Annotated in this window: 18 protein-coding genes; 10 read left to right on the top strand and 8 right to left on the bottom strand. The window is 68.0% G+C overall.

Features of this window, described 5'->3' with window-relative positions; all coding sequences use genetic code 11:
- On the top strand, positions 1-933 hold a 933-nt coding region (locus DFS13_RS36625), incomplete at its 5' end, for a PLP-dependent aminotransferase family protein (RefSeq protein WP_134163188.1).
- Between the two features lie 57 nt (positions 934-990).
- Here the strand turns inward: DFS13_RS36625 and gcvA are convergent.
- A complete protein-coding gene (gene gcvA, locus DFS13_RS36630) occupies positions 991-1,911 on the bottom strand; it encodes a transcriptional regulator GcvA (RefSeq protein WP_006498433.1) in 921 nt (306 codons plus the stop codon).
- Between the two features lie 125 nt (positions 1,912-2,036).
- On the opposite strand from gcvA, the gene DFS13_RS36635 reads away from it, so the two are divergent.
- The 3 genes from DFS13_RS36635 to DFS13_RS36645 all read left to right on the top strand — a co-directional run bounded on the left by DFS13_RS36635 (position 2,037) and on the right by DFS13_RS36645 (position 6,180).
- Complete coding sequence (locus DFS13_RS36635; RefSeq protein ID WP_006498432.1) at positions 2,037-3,383, top strand: aminotransferase class III-fold pyridoxal phosphate-dependent enzyme; 1,347 nt, start codon at positions 2,037-2,039, stop codon at positions 3,381-3,383.
- The gene (locus tag DFS13_RS36640; RefSeq protein WP_034203671.1) at positions 3,380-4,183 is read left to right on the top strand and encodes an enoyl-CoA hydratase-related protein; all 804 of its coding nucleotides are present in this window, start codon (positions 3,380-3,382) and stop codon (positions 4,181-4,183) included. Before DFS13_RS36635 ends, DFS13_RS36640 begins: the two co-directional genes overlap by 4 nt.
- A 74-nt stretch (positions 4,184-4,257) precedes the next feature.
- Positions 4,258-6,180, top strand: coding sequence for an AMP-binding protein (locus tag DFS13_RS36645; RefSeq protein ID WP_111442802.1), 1,923 nt, complete (start codon positions 4,258-4,260; stop codon positions 6,178-6,180).
- 37 nt (positions 6,181-6,217) lie between these two features.
- Here DFS13_RS36645 and moaD read toward each other — a convergent pair whose 3' ends face one another.
- The 5 genes from moaD to fdhD form a co-directional block, all read right to left on the bottom strand.
- Entirely contained in the window at positions 6,218-6,475 is a 258-nt protein-coding gene (moaD, locus tag DFS13_RS36650) for a molybdopterin converting factor subunit 1 (protein WP_006498429.1), read from the bottom strand.
- Positions 6,476-6,527: 52 nt separating this feature from the next.
- On the bottom strand, positions 6,528-7,100 hold the full coding sequence (locus DFS13_RS36655; protein WP_058903700.1) for a molybdenum cofactor biosynthesis protein MoaE: 573 nt from the start codon (positions 7,098-7,100) through the stop codon (positions 6,528-6,530).
- Between the two features lie 47 nt (positions 7,101-7,147).
- Positions 7,148-8,272, bottom strand: a complete 1,125-nt coding sequence (gene moaA / locus DFS13_RS36660) for a GTP 3',8-cyclase MoaA (RefSeq protein ID WP_111442803.1) — start codon at positions 8,270-8,272, stop codon at positions 7,148-7,150.
- 217 nt (positions 8,273-8,489) lie between these two features.
- Positions 8,490-9,704, bottom strand: coding sequence for a gephyrin-like molybdotransferase Glp (glp, locus tag DFS13_RS36670; protein ID WP_111442804.1), 1,215 nt, complete (start codon positions 9,702-9,704; stop codon positions 8,490-8,492).
- A complete protein-coding gene (fdhD, locus tag DFS13_RS36675; RefSeq protein ID WP_034203666.1) occupies positions 9,701-10,570 on the bottom strand; it encodes a formate dehydrogenase accessory sulfurtransferase FdhD in 870 nt (289 codons plus the stop codon). The genes glp and fdhD overlap by 4 nt, the downstream gene beginning before the upstream one ends.
- Positions 10,571-10,992: 422 nt before the next feature.
- Here fdhD and DFS13_RS36680 point away from each other — a divergent pair, with 422 nt between their 5' ends.
- The 4 genes from DFS13_RS36680 (at position 10,993) to DFS13_RS36695 (ending at position 14,985) form a co-directional block, all read left to right on the top strand.
- Positions 10,993-12,393, top strand: coding sequence for a cytochrome ubiquinol oxidase subunit I (locus tag DFS13_RS36680; RefSeq protein ID WP_006498424.1), 1,401 nt, complete (start codon positions 10,993-10,995; stop codon positions 12,391-12,393).
- 2 nt (positions 12,394-12,395) lie between these two features.
- Positions 12,396-13,403: a cytochrome d ubiquinol oxidase subunit II gene (gene cydB, locus DFS13_RS36685; protein WP_006498423.1), complete on the top strand. Its 1,008-nt coding sequence runs from the start codon at positions 12,396-12,398 to the stop codon at positions 13,401-13,403.
- 161 nt (positions 13,404-13,564) lie between these two features.
- Positions 13,565-14,485, top strand: a complete 921-nt coding sequence (locus DFS13_RS36690; protein ID WP_034203665.1) for a bestrophin family protein — start codon at positions 13,565-13,567, stop codon at positions 14,483-14,485.
- Between the two features lie 92 nt (positions 14,486-14,577).
- Positions 14,578-14,985 carry a VOC family protein gene (locus tag DFS13_RS36695; RefSeq protein WP_034203664.1) on the top strand — a complete coding sequence of 136 codons (408 nt, stop codon included), beginning with the start codon at positions 14,578-14,580 and terminating at the stop codon, positions 14,983-14,985.
- Between the two features lie 19 nt (positions 14,986-15,004).
- On the opposite strand, the gene trpS is transcribed toward DFS13_RS36695, so the two are convergent.
- Complete coding sequence (gene trpS, locus DFS13_RS36700) at positions 15,005-16,018, bottom strand: tryptophan--tRNA ligase (protein ID WP_034204044.1); 1,014 nt, start codon at positions 16,016-16,018, stop codon at positions 15,005-15,007.
- Between the two features lie 209 nt (positions 16,019-16,227).
- Positions 16,228-16,380 carry a hypothetical protein gene (locus tag DFS13_RS40500; protein ID WP_006498419.1) on the bottom strand — a complete coding sequence of 51 codons (153 nt, stop codon included), beginning with the start codon at positions 16,378-16,380 and terminating at the stop codon, positions 16,228-16,230.
- A 478-nt stretch (positions 16,381-16,858) separates the two neighbouring features.
- Here DFS13_RS40500 and DFS13_RS36705 point away from each other — a divergent pair, with 478 nt between their 5' ends.
- Together DFS13_RS36705 and DFS13_RS36710 are read left to right on the top strand one after the other, a co-directional pair.
- Complete coding sequence (locus DFS13_RS36705) at positions 16,859-17,488, top strand: hypothetical protein (RefSeq protein WP_034203663.1); 630 nt, start codon at positions 16,859-16,861, stop codon at positions 17,486-17,488.
- A gap of 80 nt (positions 17,489-17,568) precedes the next feature.
- On the top strand, positions 17,569-17,904 hold the full coding sequence (locus DFS13_RS36710) for a RebB family R body protein (protein ID WP_006498417.1): 336 nt from the start codon (positions 17,569-17,571) through the stop codon (positions 17,902-17,904).
- Positions 17,905-18,016 lie beyond the last annotated feature (112 nt).

Genomic DNA, 18,016 nt, shown 5'->3' on the forward strand with positions numbered 1-18,016 from the left:
GAAAACGGGATGTCGGTGGACCCGAACGAGATCATCGTGACGGTCGGCGCGACGGAGGCGATCAACCTGTGCCTGCAGGCGGTCGCGAAGCCGGGGGACACGATCGCGGTGGAATCGCCGACGTTCTACGCGATGCTGCACGCGATCGAACGGATGGGGATGAAGGCGATCGAGGTGGCCACGCATCCGGAATACGGAATCGACATCGCGGCGCTGGCCGCGATCGCGAAGTCGCAGCCGATCGCCGCGTGCATGGTGATGCCGAACTTCCAGAACCCGCTGGGTTTCCAGATGCCGGACGAGCGCAAGCGCGAACTGGTTGAGTTCGCAACCAAGGCCGGGATGCCGATCATCGAGAACGGTGTGTATAACGAACTGTATTTCGGCGATACGCATCCGAGTTCGCTGAAGTCCTACGACCGGACCGGGATCGTGCTGCATTGTTCGTCGTTCTCGAAGAGCCTGACGGCTGCATACCGGATCGGCTGGGCGCTACCGGGCCGCTATCGCGATCAGGTCGAGAAGCTGAAGTTCCTGAATACGCTCGCGACGCCGTCGTTGCCGCAACTGGCGATCGCGGAGTTTCTCGAACGCGACGGCTACGAGCATCACCTGCGGCGCTTGCGCAAGGCGTATGCGCAGCAGGCGAACCTGATGCGGGCGATGGTGTCGCGGTTCTTTCCGGAAGGCACGCGCATTTCGAGCCCGGCGGGCGGCTACGTGCTGTGGGTCGAGTTGCCCGCGCAGGTCGATGCGATGCGGCTGTATCAGCTCGCGCTGGAGCAGGGAATCACGATCGGGCCGGGCTACATGTTCTCGATCACCGACAACTACCGGAACTTCATCCGCCTGAACTACAGCAGCCCGTGGTCGCCGGAGATCGAGCAGGCGGTGATCACGGTCGGGAAGCTGGCCGCGGCGTGCATGCGGTGAACGGGCGGGTGACATGGATCGCGGGCGGCGGGACCTGCCGCGTGCGATTCATGTCATTCAAGCCCAGCCGGCCGCCGAAAACGACCGTGCGGCCGATCGCAGCCAACTGCAGAACGCATCGATTTGCGGCCGCGCGGCGGCCGCGCGCGTCGTCAACAGATGGTAGCTGTAGGGGCCTTGCACCGGCTTGCCCGGCGCAATGGCCAGCAGCCCTTGCCTGACTGCATCGGCGGCGAGGACGTCCGACGCCACGGCCACGCCCTGGCCTGCGATCGCGGCATCGAGCGTCAGATAGGTATGCGAGAAGCTCGGCCCCTGTCGCAAACGCGCCGCGCTCGCGTGCCCGTCCTGCATCCGGCACCAGCGCACCCAGTCCACCTGCTCCGGAATGCGGGCCTCGTATTCGTCGTGCAGCAGGGTTGCACGCAACACGTCGTCCACGGTGCGCAACGGCTTGCATAGCGACGGTTGGCCGACCGCGAGGAACGTTTCCGACATCAGCTTTTCCGCGACGAGCCCCGGATAGGGGCCCCCACCCAGGCGGATCGCCACGTCCACGCGCTCGCGGCTGAAGTCGACGGCGGGCACCGAAGCCAGCAGGCGCACCTCGATGTCGGGATGCAGCCGCCGGAACTCGCCCAGGCGCGGCATCAGCCAACGCGTGACGAACGACGGCATCGCGGTGACCGTTACTTCCGGCGAATCCGCGGCCTGCCGGATGTCGAGCGACGCGCGCTCGAGCTCGTCCATCAAGCGCTCGATTTCCAGGAAGTAGCGCCGCCCGATCTCCGTCAGCTGGACCGACCGGGCGCCACGCATGAACAACGGCGTGCCCAGCCATTCCTCCAGCAGCCGCACCTGATGACCCACCGCACCGGACGTGACGCACAGCTCGTCACCTGCCCGGGCGAAGCCGCCATGGCGCGCGGCCGCCTCGAATGCGCGGACGGAGAGCAGCGGTGGAAGTTGTCGCGACATGACTGAATTGAATTGAGGCTCAGTGCGGAAACGTTTGATTTGTTGCGCGGGAAAGGCGTGCTTAATCTACAAGCCTCCTGTCACGAGGCTCAGAAATAGTGAGCCATGCCATTTCCGGAGTCAACATGGATCTCAGCATTCACGGCGAGTCGAATCCCGCGCTCGCGTCGTCGTTTCGAAAGGTGCTCGTGCCCTGGGCGGTCCAGGGCGGGCTCAATCCGCCGGTCATCACGCATGCGCACGGATGCTACTTCTACGATGCGAACGGCAAGCGCTACCTGGACCTCACCAGCGGCTATGTCGCGGTGTCGTTGGGACATGGCCATCCGAAGGTGGTCGAGGCGATCCAGGCGCAGGCCGCGCGCATGTGCTGGGTCGCGTCCAGCTACTTCAACGACGTGCGCGCCGAATACGCGGAACGTCTGAACAGCGTTTCGCCGTGGCCGGAAGGGCTGCGCGTGCACTTCACCTGCGGCGGTGCCGAGGCGAACGACGATGCGGTGAAGATCGCGCGGCTGGTGACACGCCGGCCCAAGGTGCTGACCGCCTACCGGTCATATCACGGCAGCACACTCGGCGCGAGCGCGATGACGGGCGTGGACCGCTGGCGCGATCCGTTCCCGGCGCTGCCGGGCATGGTGAAGTTCTTTGCGCCGTATCCGTATCGCAGCCCGTTCCATACGTCGGAGCCGGCCGAGGAAACTCGGCGCGCCCTCGATCACCTGGCGCGCGTCCTTTCGCACGAAGGCGCACAGAACGTGGCCGCGATCCTGATGGAGCCGATGACGGGATCGAGCGGGGTCGTCGTCTACCCGCCGGGGTATCTCGCAGGCGTTCGCGACCTGTGCGACCGGCACGGCATCCTGCTGATCTTCGACGAGATCATGACGGGCTTCGGGCGCACGGGGGCATTGTTCTGCGCCGAGCGGGTCGGCGTGTTGCCGGACCTGATTTCGTTCGCCAAGGGGGCCAGCTCTTCGTATACGCCCCTTGGCGGCGTCCTGGTGCGCGAAGGCGTGGCCCGCCACTTCGATACGGAACTCTTCGACGTGGGCCACACGCATGCGGGCCATGTACTGGCGGTCGCCGGCGGCCTCGCGGCGCTGAAGGTCTATCTGGAAGAGGGCTTGTTCGAGCGGGCGCGCGAGATCGAAGGCTGGCTGCGCGACGGTCTCGGCGAGCTGGCGGAGCGTCATCCGTCGATCGGCGACGTGCGGGGCATGGGCGCCCAGTTCGGCATCGAGCTGGTGCGCGACCGGGAAACGCGCGAGCCGCTCGTCGAGTGGCACCACCCGGCGGGATCGGCGCCGATGCGCGCGTTCTATGGCGAACTGCTGAAGCGCGGCGTTCACGCGTACGGGCGCTACAACGTGGTGATCGTGACGCCGCCGCTCGTCATCTCGCGCACGGAGCTGGACGAGGGGCTCGACGCGCTCGACGCGGCGCTGACGGTATTGGAGGCCGCGCGATGAACTACGAGGACATCCTGTATCGCGAAGCAGGCGGCGTGGCGACGATCACGATCAACCGTCCGTCGGTGTACAACGCGTTCCGCGCGAGGACGGTCGACGAACTGCTGCACGCGTTTCAGCAGGCGGGCTGGAATCCGGAGATCGGCGTGATCGTGCTGACCGGCGCCGGCGACCAGGCCTTTTGCACCGGCGGCGACCAGACGAGCCACGGCGATGGCGGCTACGGCGGGCGCGGCACGATCGGCTTGCCCGTGGACGCGTTGCAGAGCCTGATCCGCGACGTGCCGAAGCCGGTGATCGCGCGCGTCAACGGCTATGCGATCGGCGGCGGCAACGTGCTCGTGACGGTGTGCGACCTGGCGATCGCGAGCGAAGCGGCGCAGCTCGGGCAGGTGGGGCCCAGGGTGGGGTCGGTGGATCCCGGCTTCGGCACGGCGTTGCTCGCCCGCGTCCTCGGCGAAAAACGCGCGCGGGAAGTGTGGTTCCTGTGCCGGCGCTACACGGCGCGCGACGCGCTTGCGATGGGGTGGCTCAATGCGGTCGTGCCTGCCGATCGGCTCGACGGGGAAGTCGCGCGATGGTGCGACGAAATCCTTGCACTGAGCCCCACGGCGCTCGCGATCGCCAAGCGGTCGTTCAATGCGGACTCCGAGCATATCCGCGCGATCGGTGCGCTGGGATTCGAGGCGCTGTCGCTGTACTACGCCACCGACGAGTCGAAAGAGGGCACACGCGCCTTCCGCGAACGGCGCAAGCCCGCTTTCCGGCGCGCAAAGGCACGCCATGATCCTCAACCCTGAACGGTCGCCCTGCCTGCTCGACGCGATCCGGCAGGGCGGCATCGTGCGACAGACGATTCGGACGGAGCGCTTTGATGAGCACCACTGACGTACTTTGGCAGCCACCGGCCGACTGGCGGACCAGCACGCTGCTGGGTGAACTCTGCGCGCGCGTGGGCGCCTCGTCGTTCGAAGATCTGATCGGGATGTCGCTGCATGAGCCGCAACGCTACTGGGCCGCGGTGATGGCGCACCTGCAGTTCCAGTGGCGGATGCTGCCGCGGCGGCATGTCGATCTTGCGAGCGGGCCCGCGTTTCCGCGATGGTTCCCCGGCGGTCGGCTGAACTGGGTCGATCATGTGCTTGCGCATGCGGACGGCCCGCGTGCGCTGCAGGCGGCGGTCGTCACGGAGACGGAGGACGGGCGCGTCAGCACGACCAGTTATGCCGCGCTGGCTCGGGATGTACGGCAACGGGCGTCGCGGCTGGGCGCGCTTGGCGTCGGGGCGGGCGATCGGGTCGGCATCATGATGACGATGGGGGCGCAGGCCGCGGCCAGCCTGATTGCCGTATCGGCGCTCGGCGCGATCGCCGTGCCGCTGTTCACCGGCTTCGGGGCGGACGCCGTCGCCGCGCGACTGACGCTGGCCGACGCGCGTGTGTTGCTGGCGAGCGGCGGCTACCTGCGCCGCGGACGCACCGTCGACCTGAAACCGGTATTCGACGCATTGCAGGAACGGATGCCGGGTTTGCGCATCGTTATCCAGGGCGACGAGCCGGCGGGCCCCGTCGCGCCAGACGCCCGATCTTCGCTGCACGCGGCGGCGCCCCATGCGTTCCCCGCGCAGGACCCCGACCAGCCGTTCATGATCGTTTTCACATCGGGAACGACAGGGTCGCCAAAGGGCACGGTGCATACGCATGCCGGCTTCCCGTTGAAGATCCTGCACGATTGCGCATACCACTTCGAGTTGCGCCCCGGCGACCGCTGGCTGTGGCCGAGCGACATGGGCTGGATCGTCGGCCCGCTCACGACGATCGGCGCGCTTGTCCGCGGCGCGACCCTGGTGTGCTACGACGGCGCGCCCGACTATCCGGACGCCGGGCGTCTGGCCGAAGTCGTCGATCGCCACCAGGTCACGCACTTCGGTGCGTCGCCCACGCTGGTCCGCAGTCTGGCGGCGTCGCCGCGGGCGGTCGACGGCGCGGTGCTGGACAGCCTGCGCGTGCTGATGGTGGCCGGCGAGGTGATCGACCCGGATCACTTCGCGTGGTTCTTCCATGCGTTCGGCCGGTCGCGGTTGCCGGTGATCAACTACAGCGGCGGCACGGAGGCGTCGGGTGCGCTGTTGGGCAATGTTCCCGTGCGCCCGATCCGTGCGTGCGCTTTCAACGCCGTATCGCCGGGCGTCGACGCGTTCGCGGCCGACGAGCAAGGGCGGCGCGTGCGCGGCGTGCCCGGTGAACTGGTGATCGCCGCGCCGTTCGTCGGGATGACGTCGGGATTCTGGAACGCGGCCGACCGCTACGAGGAAACGTACTGGCGCCAGCGGCCGGGCCTGTGGACGCATGGCGACCTGCTGCTCGAAGACGATGACGGACAATTCTTCATCCTCGGCCGTGCGGACGACACGCTGAAGATTGCCGGCAAGCGGCTGGGGCCGGCCGAGGTCGAGTCGGTCGTGCTCGGGTCGCCGCTCGTGCGCGACGTGGCGGCCGTTTCGCTGCCCGATCCGGTGAAAGGGGAGCGGCTGGTGGTTTGCGTCAGTACCCAAGGCGAACCGCCGGGCGCGCTGGCGACCTCGCTGGCCGACCGGATCGAGGCGGCGCTGGGCAAGCCGTTCCGTCCGGGCATCGTACATCTCGTGCCCGATCTGCCGCGCACGCGCAACGGCAAGGTCATGCGCCGCGTGGTGCGAAACGTGTTGCGGGGCTTGCCGCCGGGCGACGTGAGCGCCCTCGAGAACCCGGCGGCGCTTGCAGCCTTGCAGGCGCTGGCCGGTCAGGGCACGGCATGACGGATCGACATCGGAACGGGCGGGGCGCGGTGTGGTGTCATCCGCCCGTCACCGGCGGAAAGAACGCAACCTCGCTGTCCTCGCGCACGACGAATTCCCCGGTCACCATTTCGAGGTTCACGGCCGCCCGCACCGGGCGGTCCATCCGCAGCGCGTCCGCACTGCGCGCGTCGCGTGCGGCCAGCGTGCCGCGCAGCGCGTCGACGGTGAGTTCGCGCGCATCGATCTCGACGGTTTCCTCGTCGAGCGCCAGTTGTTCGCGAATGCTCGCGAAGTATTTGATCGTCAGTTTCATCGAGTGGTCTCGGGCAGGAGCGGCGGAATCGGAAAACGCGAAGCGGGTGCGGTCAGCCCCAGCGCCGCATCGCCAGGTCGTCGTGCGCTTTCGCCTCGACCCAGCCGGATTCGCCGTCGTGCCGGATTTCCTTCTTCCAGAACGGCGCATGGGTCTTCAGGAAATCCATCAGGAATTCGCATGCATCGAACGCGGACGCGCGATGCGCGGCGGCCACCACGACCAGCACGACCGGCTGGCCGAGCGGAATGCGGCCGACGCGGTGCACGATCCTGACCGCTTCGAGCCGCCAGCGCGCGGTGGCCTCCTCGACGATGCTCCACAGTGCCTGTTCGGTCATCGTCGGGTAGTGCTCGACTTCCAGCGCGACGACGTCGTCGACGTCGCCTTCCTTGCGCACGACCCCGAGAAAATTCACGACCGCGCCGACATTCGGATTGCGAACGATCGGCGCCAGCTCCGCGCCCGCGTCGATCGGCGCATGCTGCACGCGTACTTCGAAGCCCGCGGCAATCGCGGGCGCCGATTCGGGGTGCGGGTCGGTCGCGTCGACGGGCGGCGGCGGGCTGGCGGCACGCAGCGGATCGTCCGGCAGCCCGGCGCGGGATTCGGTGAAGGTCGTCATGACAGGTTCTCCAGTGGGCGGCGCATCCGGTGTCGCGCGGCGGCCCGTCAGCCGCCGACGAGCGACATGCGCACGGTCGGATAGGTCTTGCCCGGCGCGCGGGCCGGCCGTGCGGCCCGGCGCTCGGAATAGCGGTCGTCGCGCTGCGTCCAGCGTGCGCGCACGGCGGCGGCGAGGTCGGCGCTCGACGCCGCGTCGTCGAGCCACGGCCGCAGGTCGGTGCCTTGCGTCGCGAACAGGCACGTATAAAGCTGGCCGTCGGCCGACACGCGGGCGCGCGAGCAGGTGCCGCAGAACGGATGCGACACGCTGGCGATGAAGCCGACTTCGCCTGCGCCGTCGATGTGCGCGCAACGGATCGCGGTGGCGTCGTGCCCCGGCTCGCCGACGAGCACGAGCGGATAGTGGGCGTCGATCAGCTCGCGCATCCGCGCGGCCGGCACCACCTTGTCGCCGGACCAGTAGCTGGCGCCGCCGACGTCCATGTATTCGATGAAACGCACGGCTACGCCCGTATGCCGGAAGTGCCGCACGAGCGGCAGGATCTGCTCGTCGTTCACGCCGCGCTCGATCACCGCGTTGACCTTGACCGGCGCGAGCCCGGCCGCATGCGCGGCCTCGATGCCGGCCAGCACGCGCGCCACGGGCACGTCCGCGTCGCTCATCCGGCGGAACACCGCGTCGTCGAGCGCATCGAGGCTCACGGTCACGCGCGACAGCCCCGCATCGCGCAATGTGCGTGCCTTCGCGGCGAGCAGCGAGCCGTTGGTCGTCAGCGCGATTTCGACCGGCTTGCCGTCGATGGTGGTCAGCGCGGCCAGCCGTTCGATCAGCGCTTCGAGGTGGCGGCGCAGCAGCGGTTCGCCGCCCGTGATGCGGATTTTTTCGACGCCGAGCGACGTGAAGGCGTGCGCGATCTTTTCCAGTTGCGCGAACGACAAGCGCTCGGACGACGGCATGAACGCGTAGTCGGCGCCGAAGCTTTCGCGCGGCATGCAGTAGCCGCAGCGGAAATTGCACTGGTCGATCACGGACAGGCGCAGGTCGCGCAGCGGGCGGCCGAGCGTGTCGGACGGGCGGGGGAAGGCGCCGGGCGATGCGCCGCCGGATGAAGCGGCGGCGGCCGGCGCGGCGGAAACGATGGCATTCACGATCGGGTCGTCGGCCTGCATGAAGTAAGCGGAGGGGCGTCGCCGTTCGGCCGTGCGGGTGCCGACGTGTCGGCGCACAGGTCGTGACGAGCCTCATCGTGAGCATAGTCCGCCGGATTTTTCCGGCAGAGACACAATCGCGCCCGAATTGCAGGAATACAGTTCGCCGCGCCGGGCGCGCGACAGGCGCGGCGAATGGCGCGAATGCGTCGCGCCGGGCGGGTAGTCGGCGTCGTGTTCATGCGAGCCAGGGAGCGAATTCGTAGTACGGAACCGCGTCGCCGCGCGCGAGCGTGCGCCCGGCCGGCAGCCGCGCGAGCCCGGTTGCCTGCACGAGCGACTGCAGCGTGCCGGCGCCTTGCTGGCGCAACGTGTCGAGCATGGGCGCGCCATCGGCGCCGACGATGCGCCGCACGCGCACGAAGCGTTCGCGCTGCGCATCCGGCTCGAAGCCGGTATCGATCGGCAGCGACGGCACGACCGGCAGGCAAGCGTCGCGCCCCTGCAGGCGGCGGATCAGCGGCGCGACGAACAGCGCGAACGCCGTCATCGCGGCGCCCGGATTGCCGGGCAGCAGTACCACGGGCCGCGCATCGAGCCGCGCGAGCGCGACCGGCTTGCCGGGCTTCATGCGCACACCGGTGACGAGGAACGACGCACCGAGCGCGGTCAGCGCGGGGCGCAGCAGGTCCTTGTCGCCAACCGACGCGCCGCCGACGCAGATCACGAGGTCGCACTGCGCGTGCAGGTCGCGCAGCGCCCGCTCGACGGCGGCCGGCGTATCGGCCGCATGCAGGCTCATCGCGACGTCGGCGCCGGTTCCCGCGGCCAGCGCGGCGAGCATCGGCGCGTTGCTGTTGTAGATCTGCTGCGGCGCACGCGGCTGGCCGCACGCGATCAATTCATCGCCGGTCGTCAGGATGCCGACGCGCAACGCCGCCCGCACGTCGATCCGCGCGAACCCCTGCGCGGCGGCCACCCCGACGTGCATCGCGCCCATCCGCACGCCGGCCGGCACGAGCAGGTCGCCGGCGCGCACTTCCTCGCCGCGGCGGCGGATGTGCGAACCGATGCGTTGCGGCGCGTCGAACGTGACGCCGCCGTCCTGTTCGTGCGCATGCTCCTGCATCACGACGGTGTCGGCGCCGGGCGGAATCAGGCTGCCGGTGAACAGGCGTGCGGCGGTGCGCGGCGCGAGCGGCGCGGGCGTGTCGCCCGCATAGCAGCGCTGCGCGACGCGCAGCGGCTCGCCGTGCGCGAGGTCGGCGTGCCGCACGGCATAGCCGTCCATCGCGCTCTGGTCGGCCGGCGGCTGGTCGAGCACCGCGGTCAGCGGCGCGGCCAGCACGTGGCCGGCCGCGTCGGCGACCGGCAGGGACGCGGCGGCCGCGAGCGGCGCGAACGCACCGGCGAATTGCTGCTGTGCGGTATCGAAATCGAACAGGGGTTTCATGACGAATGGACCGGGTGCACCGGTGCAGGCAGTGGGTCGAGGTGAACGGCGGCGGGCGACACGTATTCGACGAAGCCGTCGTCGCGGCAGAAACCGACCAGCCGCACGCCGGCTTCGCGGGCGACGTCGATCGCGAGCGACGTCGGCGCCGAGATCGTCGCGAGCATCGGGATGCCGACCCGCGCGGCCTTGCGCACCAGTTCGTAGCTCGCGCGGCTCGACAGGAACACGAAGCCCGCGCGCAGGTCGGCGCGGCGGCGCGCGAGCTGGCCGATCAGCTTGTCGAGCGCGTTGTGGCGGCCGACGTCCTCGAACACGTCGAGCACGGCGCCGTCGCGGTCGCACCACGCGGCCGCGTGGATGCCGCCCGTTTCGCGCATCAGCGTCTGCCGGGCCGGCAGCGCACGCGCGGCGCGCGCGATCGCATCGGCGCCGATGCCCGCGGCCGTGCCGGCGGCCGCGATCCGCGGCGGGTGCAGGTCGAGCTGCGCGATGCTTTCGATGCCGCACACGCCGCAGCCCGTGCGGCCGGCCAGCGCGCGGCGGTGCGCCTTCAGCGCCATGAACGCCTGCTGCGACACCGTGAGCCGGACTTCGGCGCTGCCGGGCCGGCATTCGCTTTCGATGTCGAAGACGTCCGACGCGCGCTCGACGATGCCTTCGCTCAGCGCGAAGCCGAGGCCGAACGCGTCGAGGTCGATCGGCGTCGCCATCATGACCGTGTGCGCGATGCCGTTGAACACGAGTGCAACCGGGGTTTCGTCGACGACGCGATCGACGGTGTCGCACGCGGCGCCGGCGCGGTGGCGCGTCACCTGACATGCGGTGCTGCCGGTCGGATCGTCGCGGCGGGTGCAGGACTCCATGCGGGTTTCTCCAGACGGGACGGCCGGCGGGCCGGCCGGGCTCGGCGCGGGCGCCGAACGACGGGATTCGATGCCGCCGGGCGGGCGCCGCAGGGCGCACGACCGCCGCGGGCAGGCGTTGCATAACATGTTAAGTGGAGTGAACAGTGCGCCGCAGACACAGCGCCGCCACGCGGAAAGCAGTACAGCTGAGCGTCCCGCCGGCACGGAAACTATTTTCCGTGCACACATCTTTGGCGGCGCAAGCAGCACAGTTTCAGCGCACGTTCGAGTGATTGCGAGTATCGTTGCAAACGCGATATCGTCATTCACGCTTCGATGCCATGCGAGTGACCCGTTGTGTTCGCATGTGTCATCGCCAAGCCGTCGCGCGATTTCCTGCTTCGGGCGTACGTCCTCACAACCACGAGCAAATTACGGTCATGGAAATCTTCGATGCGTTCCATCTCGCCCGATTGCAATTCGCATTCACGGTGTCGTTCCACATCGTGTTCCCCGCGATCAGCATCGGCATGGCGAGCTTCCTGGCGGTGCTGGAATGGCGCTATCTCGTCACCGGCGACGCCGCCTACAAATCCATGTTTCAGTTCTGGTCGAAGATCTTCGCGATCGGTTTCGGCATGGGCGTGGTCTCCGGCGTCGTGATGGCGTACGAGTTCGGCACCAACTGGGCCGGCTTCTCGCGCGTCGCGGGCAACATCACGGGGCCGCTGCTCACGTATGAAGTCCTGACGGCGTTCTTCCTCGAAGCCGGCTTCCTCGGCGTGATGCTGTTCGGCTGGCAGCGCGTCAGCCCGCGCGCGCACTTCTTCGCGACGCTGATGGTCGCGGTCGGCACGCTGATCTCGACGTTCTGGATTCTCGCGTCGAACAGCTTCATGCAGACGCCGCAAGGCTACAAGATCGAGAACGGCCTCGTCGTGCCGGTCGACTGGTTCAAGGTCGTCTTCAACCCGTCGTTTCCGTACCGTCTCGTGCACATGACGATCGCGGCGTTCATCGTCGCGGGCTTCATCGTCGCCGCATGCGGCGCGTGGCACCTGCTGAAGGGGCGTCGCGACGAGCCGGTGAAGCGCAGCTTCTCGATGGCGCTGTGGATGCTGCTGGTGCTCGCGCCGATCCAGATCGTCGTCGGCGACGCGCACGGGCTGAACACGCGCGAATACCAGCCGGCGAAGATCGCGGCGATCGAAGGGCTGTGGGAAACCGAGAAGGGCGGCACCGCGCTGAACCTCGTCGGGCTGCCCGACATGCAGGCCGAAACCACCCGCTATGCGATCCAGGTGCCGCACCTCGGCAGCCTGATCCTCACGCACAGCTGGGACGGCGAGATCCGCGGGCTGAAGGAATTCCCGCCGCAGGACCGTCCGTATTCGCCGATCATCTTCTGGACGTTCCGGATCATGGCCGGCCTCGGGATGCTGATGCTGCTGACCGCGCTGCTCGGGCTGCTGCTGAGAAAGGGCGGGCGCCTGTATGAAACGCGCTGGTTCCAGTGGTTCGTGGTGGCGATGGGGCCGTCGGGCATCGTCGCGCTGCTGGCCGGCTGGATCACGACCGAGGTCGGGCGGCAGCCGTGGACCGTGTACGGCGTGCTGCGCACCATCGATTCGGTCTCCCCGCTCGACGCTCAGCAGGTCGGCGTGTCGCTGCTGGTCTTCGTGGTCGTGTATTTCCTGGTATTCGGAACGGGTATCTACTACATGATGAAGCTGATGAAGCGCGGGCCGGCGGCCCAGGCCGGCTACATCGAACTGCACCGGCATCCGGGGCTGCGCAAGAGCGCGCTGTCCACGCCGCTGAACGTCACCGAGGCGGAGTAACCATGCACATCGATCTTCCTGTCGTCTGGGCCGCGATCATCGGCCTCGGCGTATTCATCTACGTGATGCTGGACGGCTTCGATCTCGGCATCGGTCTGCTGTTTCCGTTCTTCGATGCGAAGGCCGAGCGCCAGGTGATGCTCGACACCGTCGCGCCGGTGTGGGACGGCAACGAGACGTTCCTCGTGCTCGGCGGCGCGGGCCTCTACGGCGCGTTTCCGGTCGTGTATTCGACGCTGCTGCCGGCCAACTACCTGCCGCTGGTGCTGATGCTGGTCGGGCTGATCTTCCGGGGCGCGGCGTTCGAGCTGCGCGCGAAAGCCACCCGCACGCAGCACATGTGGGACCTCGCGTTCATCGGTGGCTCGGCGCTGGCGGCGTTCTGCCAGGGAATCGTGCTCGGTTCGCTGCTGCAGGGCATCAAGATCGAGAACAACCACTTCGCGGGCGGGCCGTTCGACTGGCTGTCGCCGTTCAGCATGATGTGCGGGATCGGCGTGCTCGTCACCTATGCGACGCTCGGCTGCGGCTGGCTGATCCTGAAGGTCGACGGCGAACTGCAGCGCAAGATGCGGTTGCTGATGAAGCCGCTCACGGGCGTGCTGCTCGCGGTGATGGGCGTGGTGAGCCTGTGGACCGTGATCGGGCTGCCGGCCGTCGCGCACCGCTGGTTCGGCAGCGGCAACCTCGGCTGGTTCCTGCCGGTGCCGGTCCTCGTCGTCGCATGCGTGTGGGGCATCTTCCACACGGTGAAGCGCGCGCACGAGGCCACGCCGTTCCTGCTGACGCTGGCCCTCGTGTTCCTCGGCTACACCGGGCTCGTGATCAGTATCTGGCCGAACATCGTGCCGCCGTCGCTGACGATCTGGGACGCGTCGTCGAGCCATTCGAGCCAGTTGTTCGCGCTCGTCGGCACCGTGATCGTGCTGCCGATCATCCTCGTGTACAACGCGATGCAGTACCGCGTGTTCCGTGGCAAGGTGCGCGAGGGCGACGTCGGCTATCACTGAGCGGCCAGCGCGGTGACGGGGCGCGTCGCTCGCGTATCATCACGCGCAGCGCGGCGCCCGACACGGCACCCGATACGAAAGCGGCCCGCCACGCGCGGGCCGTTGCGCATCGGGTGCGGGCGCAACGGGTTGCGCATTTCCTTGGCAGTCGAGAAAACATCATGATCGTCAGACCACGACAGAACTGGCTCAGGATGCTGTTCGTATGGAACGGCTCCGTGCTGCAATCGATCATTCCGCAGCTCGTGTTCATGGCGATCGTCAGCACGCTGGCGGTCTTCACGAACGGGCGCATCTTCGGCGAGAAGATTCCGCTCAACACCGCGCCGTTCACGCTGTTCGGGCTCGCGCTCGCGATCTTCCTCGGGTTTCGCAACAACGCGAGCTTCGAGCGCTTCAAGGAAGCGCGGCATCTGTGGGGCAACCTGCTGATCGCCGCGCGCACCGTGACGTCGCAACTGCATCGCTACCTGCCCGACAGCGTGAGCGACGCCGAGCGCAACCGGCTCGCCGATCTGCTGATCGCGCTCGCGTATGCGCTGAAGCACCAGCTGCGCCATACCGATCCGACCGCGGACCTGCAGCGCATTCTCGGCGCGGAGCGTACGGCCGCGCTCGGCGGCAAATGCTACAAGCCGGTCGCGATCCTCGACGAACTGCGCGGCGGCATCGTCCGTGCGCTGGGCCGCGCGCCGGGCAGCGACGCGACCTGCTGGATGTTCGAGACGCAACTCGACGAGCTCGGCAAGTCGGTCGGAGGGTGCGAGCGCATCCTGTCGACGCCGATCCCGTTTTCGTACAGCGTGCTGCTGCATCGCACCGTGTATGCGTATTGCGTGCTGCTGCCGTTCGGGCTCGTCGATTCGACGGAGTTCTTCACGCCGCTGATCTGCGTGTTCATTGCGTATACGCTGATCGCGCTCGAAGCGATCGCGAACGAAGTGGCCGAGCCGTTCGGCCTCGCGCCGAATGCGCTCGCGCTCGATGCGATGACGCGTACGATCGAGCGGTCGGTGCTGGAACTCGGGGATCGGCCGATGCCGGAGGAATTCGTGCCCGCGTCGACGTATCAGATCACGTAGGCTGCGGGGCGTTAGTGTAGTCGTCTGTAAGGTTGATCGGCCGGAGCGATGACGGGTGTGTAGACTCTTGCTCGTTCAATGGAGCCCACACCATGCAACTGCTCGATCACGTGTCGATCGGCGTGCCGGATATCGACCAGGCACGCCCCTTCTACGATGCCGTCATGGCTGCGCTGGGCGCGACCAAGGTCTATGACCGGCCCAATGCGCTCGGTTACGGCGAACGTTGCAGCGCGAATGATCCGGGGTCGACCTTTCTGGCGGTGTATCTGGATCCCGCCGAAATCGGTGCGAGCAAGCGGCACTGGTGTTTCAAGGCGACTTCCCGCGAGCAGGTGCATGCGTTTTTCGAGGCCGGCCTCGCGACAGGCGGCCAGTCCGACGGCGAACCCGGGTTGCGGCCGCAGTACCACGCCGACTACTACGCGGCCTTTCTGGTCGATCCGGCCGGCAACCGGGTCGAGGCCGTCTGTCATGCGGCGGCCGGCGCCGGAGCGTGAGCGGCCGTGACGGCATCGCTCAACCGAAATACGTCAACCCCATCGCTCCCTTCACCTCTGCGAGCGTCGCCCCCGCCACTTCCCGCGCATGCAGCGTGCCGCGCTTCAGGATCGCCATGACTTCGGCCTTGTCGGCTTCGAACTCACGGCGGCGCGCGCGGATCGGCTCGATCAGCGCCTGCAGCCGCTCGTTCAGCACGCGCTTGACGACGCTGTCGCCGAGGCCGCCGCGGCGATAGTGGGCCTTCAGCTCGTCGACCTTCGCCACGTCCGGCTCGAACGCATCGAGGAACGTGAACACGACGTTGCCCTCCACTTGGCCGGGGTCGCTCACGCGCAGGTGATTCGGGTCCGTGTACATGTCCTTCACGGCCTGCGCGATCTCGTCCGGCGTCGAGCCGAGCGTGATCGCGTTGCCGAGCGACTTGCTCATCTTCGCCTTGCCGTCGATGCCGGGCAGCCGCGTGACCGATGACAGCACGGCCTCGCATTCGACCAGCACCGGCTGCTCGACGGTCGCGTTGAAGCGACGCACGAGCTCGTTGGTCTGCTCGATCATCGGCAACTGATCGTCCCCGACCGGCACGTGGGTCGCCTTGAACGCGGTGATGTCGGCTGCCTGGCTCACCGGGTAGGTCAGGAAGCCGGCCGGGATGTCGCGCTCGAACCCGCGCAGGCGGATTTCTTCCTTGATGGTCGGATTGCGCTCGAGGCGCGCGACCGTGACGAGGTTGAGCAGGTATTGCGACAGCTCGGCGAGTTCGGGCACCTGCGACTGCACGACGATCGTCGAGATCGCCGGATCGATGCCGACGGCGAGGTAGTCGAGCGCGACCTCGATCACGTTTTCGGTCACGCGCTGGCGGCGGCCCATGTTGTCGGTGAGCGCCTGCGTGTCGGCGAGCAGCAGGAATTGCGTCGCCTCGTGCTGCATCTGCACGCGGGCGCGCAGCGAGCCGATGTAGTGGCCGAGGTGCAGCGGGCCGGTCGTGCGGTCGCCGGTGAGGATGATCGGGCGGGTGGGGTGCGTCATGGTCGTCGTGGGCTCCGGGTTGTCGAAGCCGCCAGCCATGGTCTCGGCGCAGAAACGCAAATGCCGCCATGGCTGGCGGCATCACGTTTGGGACATGCAAAAGGAAACGGGCCGCCTGGGTCAGGCGCGCCACCAGCAATGCACGATCGGCGAGGCAGGTCGGGTTTCCATCGCGCCAGTATAGCGCAGTGCGCGGCAGGACGCGTGCGTCAGCGGATCACCGACTCCATCGCGAGGTACGCGGTTTCGGCGGACGGCCACAGCAGGTACAGCAGGCCGGCCATCAGCAGCAATGCGCCGGCGCGGACGAACGGCGTGCGGTCTTTGTCGCGGGGATGGGTGGGCTGCTTCGATTTCTTCATGCTTGCAGGCGCGGGGTGCGCCACTCCAACGGTTACTGCAACGGCTCGCGCGGGGCGAGGCCGAGGTATGACGGGTTTTACGGGACTGGGATGCTGTCCGGGGCCCGGGTCGTCCGGGCCGAGCGCGAAGTTTACCAGCCGCGGGGCGTGAAAAAGGGGACGGTTGAGAGGTCGTGCCGGCTGCCCGCGTCGAGGCGACCGGCATCCTACCAGTTCAACAGGCCGGACACAGTCAAGAATTGTCGGGAACGGGCGCGGCCGGCGCGCCGGCCCCGTTCCCGATTTCACAGACACGTCGCATGGTTCGTCCCTGCAGCGGTCCGCCGAAATTTCCGGCCGGGCCGTCGCACCTTCCTTTCCCGGAGAACCCCATGCGATATCCATTGCAGCACGCCGATCAGGCCGCCGTGGCGCGGCGTCCATCCGAACCCGACCCTCGCGTCCCCGTGCCGGGGCGTCCCTCGAGGAGGTGTGAGCCATGAGCAACGACACACTCGACCCCCTGCTGCGCCAGTTCGCGGAGAAGCGTCTGGGCCGGCCGCTCGAGCCGGGCGAAGAACAGGCGCTGCTGGAGCGGCTGCCGAGCAGCCAGGGGCACCCGTCGGCGTCCGCCGCCGGCCCGGCCACGCCGGCGAGCACCGCGAATCCGTCCTTGCCGCAGTTGAAAACCCGGCGCGAGGCGCGCGAACAGATCAAGCATTTTCTGCAGCTCAACCAGCAAAAGGCGTACGAGAAGATGCGCGGCATCCTGCAGACGATCGACACGCAGAACGAGACGACCCTCGGCATGCTGGCGTCGGAGCAGCGGAAAGTAGCGGGCGTGCTCGACGCGCACGAGGCGGCGGGCGACGCGCAGGCTGCCGGCGCGGCGGAGATTCAGGACAGCACCCGCGAGGCGCTGACGATGATCGGCGAACAGCTGACGGGCCTGATCCGGCAGGAAATCGAAACGTGCTTCCGCCAATACGGCGATGCGCTCGCCGAACGGCTCGCGGCCAGGTTCGACGCAATGGAGGACCGGTTGCGGCGCATCGACACCGGCCCGGTTGAACGATCCGAACCTGCCGCTGCCGTTCACGACACCGTCGGCCGAGCGTCCATGGAGTAGCACGCGGGTCATGCGACCGAACGCGGAACCGGCCGGCCCCGATGTGCGACCTCTCAACTACGTGAACCAAGGAGCAACAAATGGCTGATACGTGTCAAGTGTGCCAGGTCAATCCCGCGATTACCGATGCGGTCACACAGGTCAACGTCAAGGTGGTCGCGGAAGCGCCGGCGATGGCGATGGGCTCGCTGTACCAGGCCCAGAGCCATTCGCTGAGCATCCTGTTCGAGAACGCGGTGCAGCAGCAGTCGCAGGCCGCGATCCAGTCGCAAACGTCGACGAACGTGGGGACGATGCAGCTCTACACGATCGGGCCGGAAAGCGCGGGCGCGGCCGCCACGGAAATCGGCGCGAACGGGATCATTTCCATTCTGGCCGACGTGATCGCGATCGGGAAGGCGGTGGCCCGGCCGTAAGGCGTCATCGCAGCGCCGTGGTTGAAGCGGCGGCGGCCGCGGCACGCGCCGCCGATCCCGCCGCCGCGGCGCGGATTCGCAGCATGGCCGCCGGCGCCTGACCCACGGTGCC

Source organism: Burkholderia sp. 28_3 (assembly GCF_003253915.1).
Lineage (GTDB): Bacteria > Pseudomonadota > Gammaproteobacteria > Burkholderiales > Burkholderiaceae > Burkholderia > Burkholderia cenocepacia.

What these genes read in the sequence shown, in the direction of transcription:
- gcvA (WP_006498433.1), bottom strand. Translation starts at nt 1,911, where the DNA reads ATGTCGCGACAACTTCCACCGCTGCTCTCCGTCCGCGCATTCGAGGCG.
- DFS13_RS36635 (WP_006498432.1), top strand. Translation starts at nt 2,037, where the DNA reads ATGGATCTCAGCATTCACGGCGAGTCGAATCCCGCGCTCGCGTCGTCG.
- DFS13_RS36640 (WP_034203671.1), top strand. Translation starts at nt 3,380, where the DNA reads ATGAACTACGAGGACATCCTGTATCGCGAAGCAGGCGGCGTGGCGACG.
- DFS13_RS36645 (WP_111442802.1), top strand. Translation starts at nt 4,258, where the DNA reads ATGAGCACCACTGACGTACTTTGGCAGCCACCGGCCGACTGGCGGACC.
- moaD (WP_006498429.1), bottom strand. Translation starts at nt 6,475, where the DNA reads ATGAAACTGACGATCAAATACTTCGCGAGCATTCGCGAACAACTGGCG.
- DFS13_RS36655 (WP_058903700.1), bottom strand. Translation starts at nt 7,100, where the DNA reads ATGACGACCTTCACCGAATCCCGCGCCGGGCTGCCGGACGATCCGCTG.
- moaA (WP_111442803.1), bottom strand. Translation starts at nt 8,272, where the DNA reads ATGCAGGCCGACGACCCGATCGTGAATGCCATCGTTTCCGCCGCGCCG.
- glp (WP_111442804.1), bottom strand. Translation starts at nt 9,704, where the DNA reads ATGAAACCCCTGTTCGATTTCGATACCGCACAGCAGCAATTCGCCGGT.
- fdhD (WP_034203666.1), bottom strand. Translation starts at nt 10,570, where the DNA reads ATGGAGTCCTGCACCCGCCGCGACGATCCGACCGGCAGCACCGCATGT.
- DFS13_RS36680 (WP_006498424.1), top strand. Translation starts at nt 10,993, where the DNA reads ATGGAAATCTTCGATGCGTTCCATCTCGCCCGATTGCAATTCGCATTC.
- cydB (WP_006498423.1), top strand. Translation starts at nt 12,396, where the DNA reads ATGCACATCGATCTTCCTGTCGTCTGGGCCGCGATCATCGGCCTCGGC.
- DFS13_RS36690 (WP_034203665.1), top strand. Translation starts at nt 13,565, where the DNA reads ATGATCGTCAGACCACGACAGAACTGGCTCAGGATGCTGTTCGTATGG.
- DFS13_RS36695 (WP_034203664.1), top strand. Translation starts at nt 14,578, where the DNA reads ATGCAACTGCTCGATCACGTGTCGATCGGCGTGCCGGATATCGACCAG.
- trpS (WP_034204044.1), bottom strand. Translation starts at nt 16,018, where the DNA reads ATGACGCACCCCACCCGCCCGATCATCCTCACCGGCGACCGCACGACC.
- DFS13_RS40500 (WP_006498419.1), bottom strand. Translation starts at nt 16,380, where the DNA reads ATGAAGAAATCGAAGCAGCCCACCCATCCCCGCGACAAAGACCGCACG.
- DFS13_RS36705 (WP_034203663.1), top strand. Translation starts at nt 16,859, where the DNA reads ATGAGCAACGACACACTCGACCCCCTGCTGCGCCAGTTCGCGGAGAAG.
- DFS13_RS36710 (WP_006498417.1), top strand. Translation starts at nt 17,569, where the DNA reads ATGGCTGATACGTGTCAAGTGTGCCAGGTCAATCCCGCGATTACCGAT.